At 67.9% G+C, this 10,002-nt stretch carries 9 protein-coding genes; all 9 read left to right on the plus strand.

Annotated elements, in window-relative coordinates:
* A partial coding sequence (locus tag sphsw_RS04310) for a UDP-N-acetylmuramoyl-tripeptide--D-alanyl-D-alanine ligase (protein WP_031439535.1) occupies positions 1–1,338 on the plus strand: 1,338 nt, incomplete at its 5' end.
* The gene (mraY, locus tag sphsw_RS04315; protein ID WP_031395401.1) at positions 1,339–2,409 is read left to right on the plus strand and encodes a phospho-N-acetylmuramoyl-pentapeptide-transferase; all 1,071 of its coding nucleotides are present in this window, start codon (positions 1,339–1,341) and stop codon (positions 2,407–2,409) included.
* Entirely contained in the window at positions 2,406–3,719 is a 1,314-nt protein-coding gene (murD, locus tag sphsw_RS04320) for a UDP-N-acetylmuramoyl-L-alanine--D-glutamate ligase (protein WP_031439536.1), read from the plus strand. The genes mraY and murD overlap by 4 nt, the downstream gene beginning before the upstream one ends.
* A gap of 5 nt (positions 3,720–3,724) precedes the next feature.
* On the plus strand, positions 3,725–4,957 hold the full coding sequence (locus tag sphsw_RS04325) for an FtsW/RodA/SpoVE family cell cycle protein (protein WP_234387761.1): 1,233 nt from the start codon (positions 3,725–3,727) through the stop codon (positions 4,955–4,957).
* Positions 4,954–6,111 (plus strand): undecaprenyldiphospho-muramoylpentapeptide beta-N-acetylglucosaminyltransferase, encoded by a 1,158-nt coding sequence (gene murG / locus sphsw_RS04330; RefSeq protein ID WP_031395403.1) that lies wholly within the window; start codon positions 4,954–4,956, stop codon positions 6,109–6,111. The genes sphsw_RS04325 and murG overlap by 4 nt, the downstream gene beginning before the upstream one ends.
* Positions 6,108–7,538, plus strand: coding sequence for a UDP-N-acetylmuramate--L-alanine ligase (murC, locus tag sphsw_RS04335; protein WP_031439537.1), 1,431 nt, complete (start codon positions 6,108–6,110; stop codon positions 7,536–7,538). Before murG ends, murC begins: the two co-directional genes overlap by 4 nt.
* Positions 7,539–7,618: 80 nt before the next feature.
* The gene (gene murB, locus sphsw_RS04340; RefSeq protein ID WP_235188281.1) at positions 7,619–8,476 is read left to right on the plus strand and encodes a UDP-N-acetylmuramate dehydrogenase; all 858 of its coding nucleotides are present in this window, start codon (positions 7,619–7,621) and stop codon (positions 8,474–8,476) included.
* Positions 8,473–9,426 carry a D-alanine--D-alanine ligase gene (locus sphsw_RS04345; RefSeq protein ID WP_031439539.1) on the plus strand — a complete coding sequence of 318 codons (954 nt, stop codon included), beginning with the start codon at positions 8,473–8,475 and terminating at the stop codon, positions 9,424–9,426. The genes murB and sphsw_RS04345 overlap by 4 nt, the downstream gene beginning before the upstream one ends.
* Positions 9,423–10,002: cell division protein FtsQ/DivIB (locus tag sphsw_RS20255; protein ID WP_042466559.1), on the plus strand; the 580-nt coding region annotated here is incomplete at its 3' end. The genes sphsw_RS04345 and sphsw_RS20255, both read left to right, overlap by 4 nt.

Consider the following 10,002-nt stretch of genomic DNA (forward strand, 5'->3'; position numbering starts at 1 on the left):
GCGACCGGCGGGGTCGCTTCGGCCGAGTTCGCCGTGAGGGGCGTCGCGTTCGATTCGCGCGAGGTCGGTCCGGGCGACCTGTTCGTCGCGATGAAGGGCGAGGCGAGCGACGGCCATCTGTATCTCGACCAGGCGTTCGCGCAGGGCGCCGCTGGGGCGATCGTCTCCGAACCCTGCGCGCATCCGCATGTGCTGGTCGCCGACAGCTTCACGGCCTTGCAGATGCTCGGACGCGCAAGCCGGGCGCGCAGCGGCGCGACGATCATCGGCGTTACCGGATCGGTCGGCAAGACGAGCGCGAAGGAGGCACTGTTCGCGGCGCTCGATCGCGGCGCGCCGGGGGCGGTGCACCGTTCGGTCAAGAGCTACAACAACCATACCGGCGTCCCGCTGAGCCTTGCACGGATGCCGGGCGACGCGCGCTTCGGCGTGTTCGAGATGGGGATGAACCATGCGGGTGAGCTGGCCGAGCTGACGCAGATCGTCCGTCCGCATATCGCCGTGGTGACCGCGATCGCGCCGGCGCATACCGAATTCTTCCGCGACGAAAGCGCGATCGCCGATGCCAAGGGCGAGATCTTCGCCGGGCTCGAGCCGGACGGCGTCGCGATCGTCCCCTTCGACAGCCCGCATCGCGACCGGCTGACCGCAGCGGCGACGCCGCATGCGGCGCGGATCGTGACCTTCGGCATCGCGAAGGGTGCCGATGTCCGCGCGATCGAGACGGTCCGGCTGGCGACCGGCGCGACGTTCGTGACGGTCCAGCAGGACGGCCACGAGCTGAGCTTCACGATGGCGCAGCCGGGAATGCACTGGGTTTCGAACGCGCTGGCGGTGATCGCGTGCGTCGAGGCGGCGGGCGCGGATCTCGGGCTGGCGGGACTGGCGCTCGCCGAACTCGGCGGGCTGCAGGGACGCGGTGCGCGGTTTATGACGACGCTCGCGGACGGGCAGGCGCTCGTGATCGACGAAAGCTATAACGCGAACCCCGCGTCGATGCGTGCGACGCTGGCCGTGCTGGCCAAGGAGCCGGGGCGGCATGTCGCGCTGCTCGGCGAGATGCGCGAGCTGGGCGCGGCGTCGGCCGACTATCATGCCGGGCTTGCCGAGCCGATTGTCGCGGCAAACGTCGAAATGGCGCTGCTGGTCGGTGAAGCGATGGCGCCGCTCGCGCAAGCGCTTGAGGGTAAAGTCGAAACCGTCCATGTGGGCGACGCTGCGGCCGCGCTGACGTCGTTACGGACGATCCTGGCGCCGGGCGATGCGGTTCTCATCAAGGGATCGAACGGTGTAGGGCTCGCGCGGGTCGTGACGAGTCTCGGGGGCGGGAAGACGTAAATGCTGTACTGGATCGCCGCACATCTGGGTTTCCCGGGAATATTGAACCTGCTCCGCTATCAGTCGACGCGGACGGGCGGGGCGGTCGCGACTGCGCTGATCATCGGCCTGATCATCGGGCCACGCTTCATCGGCTGGCTGCGGGTGCGCCAGGGCAAGGGCCAGCCGATCCGCGCCGACGGCCCGCAGACGCATCTCGCCAAGCGCGGCACGCCGACGATGGGCGGGCTGATGATCCTCACCAGCATGACGCTGGCGATCCTGCTCTGGATGGACCTCAGCAACCCCTATGTCTGGTCGTGCCTGTTCGTGACGCTGGGCTTTGGCACGATCGGGTTCATGGATGACTATGACAAGGTGCGGAAGGCGAGCACCGCGGGCATTTCGGGTCGCACGCGGCTGTTGCTGGAATTCGCGATCGCCGGGATCGCCGCGACGATCATCATGTCGCAGAACGGGCCGCATCTCTACCTGCCGTTCACGTCGCGCATGTATATCGATCTCGGCTGGTTCTTCCCCGTCTTCGCCGCCTTCACGATCGTGTCGTTCGGCAATGCCGTGAACCTGACGGACGGGCTCGACGGGCTGGCGACGATGCCGGTGATCATCGCGAGCGTCGCGTTCATGGTGATCGTCTATCTCGCGGGCAATGTGAAGTTCGCCGACTATCTCGGCATCCCGCACGTGCCCGGCGCGGGCGAGCTCGCCATTTTCTGCGGCGCGGTCGTCGGGGGCGGTCTGGCGTTCCTGTGGTTCAACGCGCCGCCCGCGGCGGTGTTCATGGGCGACACCGGCAGCCTCGCGCTCGGCGGCGCGCTCGGCACCATCGCCGTCGTCGCGCATCACGAGATCGTGCTCGGGATCATCGGCGGGCTGTTCGTCGCCGAGGCGATGAGCGTGATCATCCAGGTGTTCTTTTACAAACGGACCGGCAAGCGGGTGTTCCGGATGGCGCCGATCCACCATCATTTCGAACAGCTCGGCTGGAGCGAGCCGACCGTCGTGATCCGCTTCTGGATCATCGCGCTGGTCCTGGCGCTGGTCGGCCTGTCGACGTTGAAGCTGCGGTGATCGTCGCTGAGGCCTGGCGCGGAAAACGCTGTGCGGTGCTGGGGCTGGCGCGATCGGGTGCGGCGACCGTCCAGGCGCTGGTCACTGGCGGCGCGGGCGTGGTCGCGTGGGACGACGACGAAAAGAAGCGCGCGGTTCTGGCCGAGAGCATTCAAGACCTGTCGGTCACCCTCGATGACGTCGATCTTCGGTTTGATCCGTTGGACGATCTGGCGGGGTTCGACGCACTGATCGTGTCGCCAGGGGTGCCGCTCAACACGCATCCGCTCGCCGCGGCCGCGCGTGCGGCGGGCGTTCCCGTCATCGGCGACATCGAACTCTTTGCGCAGGCCCGCGCCGACCTGCCGTCGCACAAGGTCGTCGGGATCACGGGCACGAACGGCAAGTCGACCACCACCGCGCTCGTGCATCATATCCTGCGGACGGCGGGCGTGCCGACGCTGATGGGGGGCAATATCGGGCTGCCGATTCTGGGGCAGGATCCGTTGCCCGAGGGCGGCGTCTATGTGCTCGAGCTGTCGAGCTATCAGATCGACCTGACTCAGACGCTCGACTGCGACGTCGCGGTGCTGCTCAACATTACCCCCGACCATCTCGATCGCTATGACGGCTTTGCCGGCTATGCGGCGTCGAAGGCGCGGCTGTTCGCGATGCAGACGGTGCCGCATCTCGCGATCGTCGACCACGGCGCAGAGGCGGAGCATCGTCTACTGGGTGACGCTCCCGCTGACCTTACGATCCAGTTCATCGACCGGATCGACATCGGCGACCAGGGCGGCTGGCCGTCGCTGCAGGGGCCGCACAATGCGCTAAACGCGCGTGCCGCCGTGGGGGTCGCGCGCGCGCTGGGTGTGAGCGAGGTCGATATCGATCGCGGGCTGGTCAGCTTTACCGGCCTGCCGCACCGCATGCAGCAGATCGCCTCCTATGACGGCGTCGCCTATGTCGACGACAGCAAGGCGACCAATCCGGAGAGCGCGGCGCCCGCGCTGGCGGCATTTGAGCGGGTCCACTGGATCGTCGGCGGGCGCGCGAAGGGGGATGACCTCGATGCGTGCAGGCCCGGCTTCGGCCATGTCGTGCACGCCTATACGATCGGCGAGGCCGGGCCGCGGTTCGCCGAGATCCTGGCCGGGTCGATGCCGGTCGACCATGTCGGCACGCTCGACGCGGCCGTCCGCAGCGCGGCGGCCAATGCCCGGCCCGGCGACACGATCCTGTTGTCCCCGGCCTGTGCGAGCTTCGACCAGTTCGCCGATTACGAAGCGCGCGGCGCGGCCTTCCGCGCGACGGTCGAGTCGCTGGCATGAGCGATATGCGGACACCGATGATGAGCGCAGGGCAGAAGACCGGGATCGTCGCGAAGATGAAGCGGCGCGGCGGGCGTGGCGATCAGTCGCCGCTTGGCACGTGGTTCTGGGATATCGACCGGATGCTGCTGCTGCTGACGCTGTTCCTGATCGCGATCGGGCTGATCGCGGTGGCTGCGGCGTCGCCCGCGACCGCAGTCCGCTATTCGGGCGAGCATCACAAGCTGACGCCGCTCTATTATTTCTGGCGTCAGCTGATGTGGGTCGGCGTCTCGATGCCGGTGCTGTTCGGGGTGTCGATGATGCCCGTCGCAATGGCGCGGCGCATGGCGCTGACCGCGGCGGCGGTGCTGCTGCTGATCCTCGCGGTGACGCCGTTCGTCGGATCCGAGGTCAACGGCGCGCGTCGCTGGATCGGCTATGGCTTTGCGCAGTTCCAGCCGTCCGAGTTTCTGAAGCCGGTCTTCATCGTCACTGTCGCCTGGCTCCTGTCGCTGCGCGCGAAGGATCCCGAACTGCCGACCGTGCTGATCACGGGCGGGCTGACCGGCACGATCGCAGTCATGCTTATGCTGCAACCCGATTTCGGCCAGACGATCATCTACTGCACCGTGTGGATGGCGTTGCTGATGATCGCGGGAACGCCGATGCGCGTGATGGCAGGCCTCGTCGGCTGCGTGCCGGTCGGGTTGGTCGCTGCCTATATGTTCTACGGCACGGCGCGGTCGCGGATCGACGCGTTCCTGTTCCCGGGGATCGAGGGCGAGGGCGCGTCGGATCACTTCCAGACCAATGCCGCGCACAACACGCTGACCGCGGGCGGCTGGACCGGCACGGGGCCCGGCGGCGGCATCGCCAAGTTCGGGCTGCCCGAGGCGCATACCGATTACATCTTCTCGGTGATCGGCGAGGAGTTCGGGCTGATCGCCTGTTCGGTGATCGCGGTGATCTTCCTTGCGATCGTCGTGCGCGTGTTCGTCAAGCTGCTGGACGAACAGGATGAATTCAAGCTCCTGGCCTCGGCCGGGCTGGCGACGCAGTTCGGTGCACAGGCGCTGGTCAGCATGGCGGTGAACACCGGGCTCGCACCGTCCAAGGGCATGACGCTGCCGTTCATCAGCTATGGGGGGTCGTCGATGATCGCCTTGTCGGTCGGCATGGGGTTGCTGCTGGCGTTTACCCGGCGCAATCCGTTTCTCACGCGGAGCCCCTATGTCGTCCGCTGGAGTGGTGAATGACTGTGAATCAACGTCCCCGGCATTTCGTGCTCGCGGCAGGCGGGACCGGCGGACACATGGTGCCCGCGGCGGCGCTTGCTGCTGAGCTGACGAGGCGCGGTCACCGCGTCGCGCTGGTCAGCGACGAGCGCGGCGTGCGCTTCCCTGGATTGTTCGAGGGAATCCAGACGCATGTCCTGCCCGCCGGACGCTTCACCGGCGGACCGCTGGGCTGGGCCAAGGCAACGCGATCGATGTGGCGCGGGCGAATGATGGCACGCGAACTCTATCGCACGTTCAAGCCGGCGGCGGTGATCGGCTTTGGCGGCTATCCCGCGCTGCCCGCTCTGCTGGCGGCGTTCGCGAATCGGATCCCGACCGCGGTGCACGAGCAGAATGCGGTGCTGGGGCGGGTGAACCGGCTCGTGGCGCGCCGCGTCGACGCGATCGCGACCTCGTCCGAACCGACCGAACGGCTCGCCTCCGGGCTTCTCGCCAAGACGCATCTCGTCGGCAATCCGGTGCGCGAGGCGGTGCTCGCATTGCGTGCCAGGCCCTATCCGCTGCTCGAGGAGGATGGCATCTTCCGCGTTCTCGTGACCGGTGGCAGCCAGGGCGCGAGCATCCTGTCTCAGGTCGTCCCCGATGGTCTGGCAATGCTGCCGGTGACGTTCCGGCGGCGGCTACAGGTCACGCACCAGGCGCGGATCGAGGATATCGATGCGGTGCGCGCGCAATATGCCGAGCATCACATCCCGGCCGAGCTCGCTACCTATCTGCCCGACATGCCCGAACAGCTTGCCTGGGCGCATCTGGTGATCGCGCGCGCGGGCGCCTCGACGATCGCGGAGCTGACCGCGGCGGGGCGGCCGGCGATCCTGGTGCCGCTGCCGGGCGCAACCGACGATCACCAGACCGTCAACGCCCGCGAGATCACCCGCGCCGGCGGCGCACGGACGATCCGGCAGGGCGATTTCACCGCGGTCGAACTCGCCAAGCAGATGCAGAAGCTCGGGCTCGATCCCGCCGCGCTGCAGAACGCGGCGGGACGCGCGCGCAGTTGCGGCAGGCCCAATGCGGCAAGCGATCTGGCCGACCTGGTCGAAAGCCTCGATGCGCCGGTGTCGCGACTGCCGGTCGGGCGCCCATCCAAGCCAAAGGTACAATTTGCATGAAGGGTGTAGCGACCGATATCGGGACGATCCATTTCGTCGGGATCGGCGGGATCGGCATGTCGGGCATCGCCGAGGTGATGAAGAATCTCGGCTACCGCGTGCAGGGCTCTGACGTGGCCGAGGGCTATGTCGTGCAGGGCCTGCGCGACAAGGGCATTCCGGTCGCGATCGGCCATGCCGCGGAGAATATCGGCGACGCGGCGGTGGTGGTCGTCTCGACCGCGATCGTCCGCTCGAACCCCGAGGTCGAGGCGGCGCTCAATGCGCGCGTGCCCGTGGTGCGGCGTGCGGAGATGCTCGCCGAACTGATGCGGCTGAAGTCGACCGTCGCGGTTGCAGGCACGCATGGCAAGACCACGACGACGTCGATGGTCGCCGCGCTGCTCGATGCGGGCGGGGTCGATCCGACGGTGATCAATGGCGGGATCATCAACTCCTACGGATCGAACGCGCGACTGGGTGCGAGCGACTGGATGGTGGTCGAGGCGGACGAGAGCGACGGCAGCTTCCTGCGGCTCGACGGGACGATCGCGGTCGTGACCAACATCGATCCCGAGCATCTCGATCATTACGGATCGTTCGACGCGGTGAAGGATGCGTTCGTCGAGTTCGTCGAGAATGTGCCCTTTTACGGCGCGGCGCTGCTGTGCCTCGATCATCCCGAGGTGCAGGGGATCCTGCCGCGCGTGCGCGACCGGCGGATCGTGACCTATGGCTTCTCGGCACAGGCGGACGTGCGCGGTGTCGAGGTGACGCCGATCCCGGGTGGCAACCGCTTCGATTGCGTGGTGCGGACGCGCGACGGTGCGACGCGGACGATTGCGGGAATCGAGATGCCGATGCCCGGGCGGCACAATGTCCAGAACGCGCTGGCCGCGATCGGCGTCGCGCTCGAGCTGGGGATCGAGGATGCGACGATCCAGCAGGGCTTTGCCAAGTTCGGCGGCGTGAAGCGGCGCTTCACCAAGGTGGGCGAGGTTCCGGTCGAGGGCGGCGGTGTCGCGATCATCGACGATTACGGGCATCACCCGGTCGAGATCCGCGCGGTGCTGGCCGCCGCGCGCGAGGGCGCGAAGGGGCGCGTGATCGCGGTCGTGCAGCCGCATCGCTATTCACGGCTCGGCAATCTGATGGAGGATTTCCAGACCGCATTCAACGATGCGGACCGGGTGCTGGTGACGCCGGTCTATGCGGCGGGCGAGGCGCCGGTCGAGGGTGTCGATGCGGCGGCTTTGGTCGAGGGATTGAAGCGGCGCGGCCACCGGTTTGCGGGCGTGGTCGCGGATGCGAATGCACTGGCGGCCGAGCTGGCGGCTACGATCGAGGCGGATGACATGGTCGTCTGTCTTGGCGCGGGCGACATCACGAAATGGGCGGCCGGGCTGGCCGATGCGATCGCGGTCGAGCGTGCGAAGGTGCCGGCGTGAGCTCTGCATCTCCTTGTGCCCCCGCGAAGGCGGGAACCCAGACTGGGCTCCCGCCTTCGCGGGAGACCATCAGGGGGAGCGTGGAGGCCGGTGGGTCGCTTGCGGACTTCATCTGGTTCCGGACCGGCGGGCCTGCCGAATGGCTGGTGCGGCCGGCGGATGTCGAGGATTTGGCCGGGTTGTTGAAGACCCTCGATCCGTCGACGCCGGTCCTGCCGGTCGGCGTCGGCTCCAACCTGATCGTCCGCGACGGCGGTGTGCCGGGGGTCGTGGTGCGGCTGCCCAAGGCAATGGCGAAGGTGTCGGTCCAGGACGGTCGCGTTCGTGCCGGGGCGGGGGCAATGGGGATCACGGTCGCCAGCGCTGCACGCGATGCGGGGATCGCCGGGCTCGAATTCTTGCGCGGGATTCCGGGGACGGTCGGCGGTGCGGTGCGGATGAACGCGGGCGCCTATGGACGCGACGTCAGCGATATCCTGATCGAGGCGACCGTCGTCACGCGCGACGGTGCGGTCGAGACCTGGCCCGCGGCGCGGTTCGGTTATGTGTATCGGCATTCGGACCTGCCGGCGGGGGCGGTCGTGGTCGAGGCCGTGTTCTCGGGCACGCCCGGCGAGCCGGCTGTCATTGGGGCCGAGATGGATCGGATCGCCGCCGAGCGCGAGGCGTCGCAGCCGCTCCGGTCGCGCACCGGCGGATCGACGTTCAAGAATCCCGAGGGGCACAAGGCCTGGGCGCTGATCGACGCCGCCGGGTGCCGCGGGCTCACTCGCGGCGACGCGCAGGTCAGCGAGAAGCATTGCAATTTCCTGCTGAACCTCGGGTCCGCGTCGAGCGCGGAGATCGAGGCGCTGGGTGAAGAGGTACGGACCAAGGTGAAGGCGCATTCTGGAGTGACGTTGGAATGGGAAATCCAGCGGGTCGGGGTGGCGAAATGAGCGGTCCTCTTCACATCGCCGTGCTGATGGGCGGCTGGTCGGCGGAGCGTGAGGTCTCGCTGATGTCGGGCAATGGCTGTGCCGATGCGCTCGAATCGCTCGGCCACCGCGTCACGCGGATCGACATGGGACGCGACGTCGCCGCCCGGCTGGCCGACGCCAGGCCCGATCTCGTGTTCAACGCGCTGCACGGGACGCCCGGCGAGGATGGCTCGGTGCAGGGGCTGCTCGACCTGATGGGGTTGCGCTATACGCATTCGGGGCTTGCGACCTCGGTGATCGCGATAGACAAGGTGCTGACCAAGCTGCTGCTCGTCCCGGCCGGTGTGCCGATGCCGGGCGGGCGGATCGTCCGCTCGGTCGACCTGTTCGAGGGGGATCCGATGGCACGCCCCTATGTGCTCAAGCCCGTCAACGAGGGGTCGTCGGTCGGCGTGGCGATCGTCACCGACAGCGGCAATTACGGCAATCCGATCGCGCGCGACGCGGTCGGGCCGTGGATCGACTTCGACGAGCTGCTTGCCGAGCCGTATATTCGCGGGCGCGAGCTGACGACCGCGGTGCTGGGCGGTCGCGCGCTCGGCGTCACCGAACTCAAGCCCAAGAGCGGCTGGTATGATTACGACGCGAAATATACCGACGGGATGACCGAGCATGTCTGCCCGGCGGACATTCCCGACGAGATCGCCGACGCCTGCAAGAGCCTCGCGCTCGAGGCGCACCGGCTGCTCGGCTGCAAGGGTGCGTCGCGCTCCGATTTCCGCTGGGACGATGAGCGCGGGGTCGACGGGCTGTTCCTGCTCGAGGTCAACACGCAGCCGGGCATGACCCCGCTCAGCCTCGTCCCCGAACAGGCGCGGCATATCGGCATGAGCTATGCCGAGCTCGTCCAGGCGATCGTCGACGAGGCGCTGTCGGATCATCCGCTGGCGCCGGGCGGGGCGCCATGAGCCGGACGATCAAGCGTGGCCCGCCCCCCAAGCGGCCCGCCCCGCGGCGCAAGGTCGCGGTCAAGAAGGTGTCGGTGCTCGATCGGCTGGTCGGGATGCTCCCGGTCAGCGAGGACACGCTCAAGAAGATCGCGACCTGGTCGATCCTCGGCGCGGGCGGCGCGGTCGTGATCGCGGCGGCGACCTGGATCGGCATTCCCGGCATGATCGGCGGCGCGATGGCTGAGGGTGCCGGGCGCGCGGGGTTCAAGGTCAACCAGATCGAGGTCACCGGGCTGAAGCGGATGGACCGGATGTCGGTCTATGCGGTCGCGCTCGATCAACAGAGCCGCGCGATGCCGCTCGTCGATCTCGAGGCGGTGCGCCAGAAGCTGCTGCGCTATGGCTGGATCGCGGACGCGCATGTCTCGCGGCGGCTGCCCGATACTTTGCTGGTCGACATCGTCGAGCGCACGCCCGCGGCGGTGTGGCAGGACAATGGCAATCTGACGCTGATCGATGCGTCGGGCGTACTCCTGGAACCGGTGCAGCCCGACGCGATCCCGAACCTGCCGCTGGTGATCGGGCCCGGCGCGG

Origin of the sequence: Sphingomonas sp. FUKUSWIS1 (assembly GCF_000733135.1) — a bacterium.
Classification (GTDB): domain Bacteria; phylum Pseudomonadota; class Alphaproteobacteria; order Sphingomonadales; family Sphingomonadaceae; genus Sphingomonas; species Sphingomonas aerolata.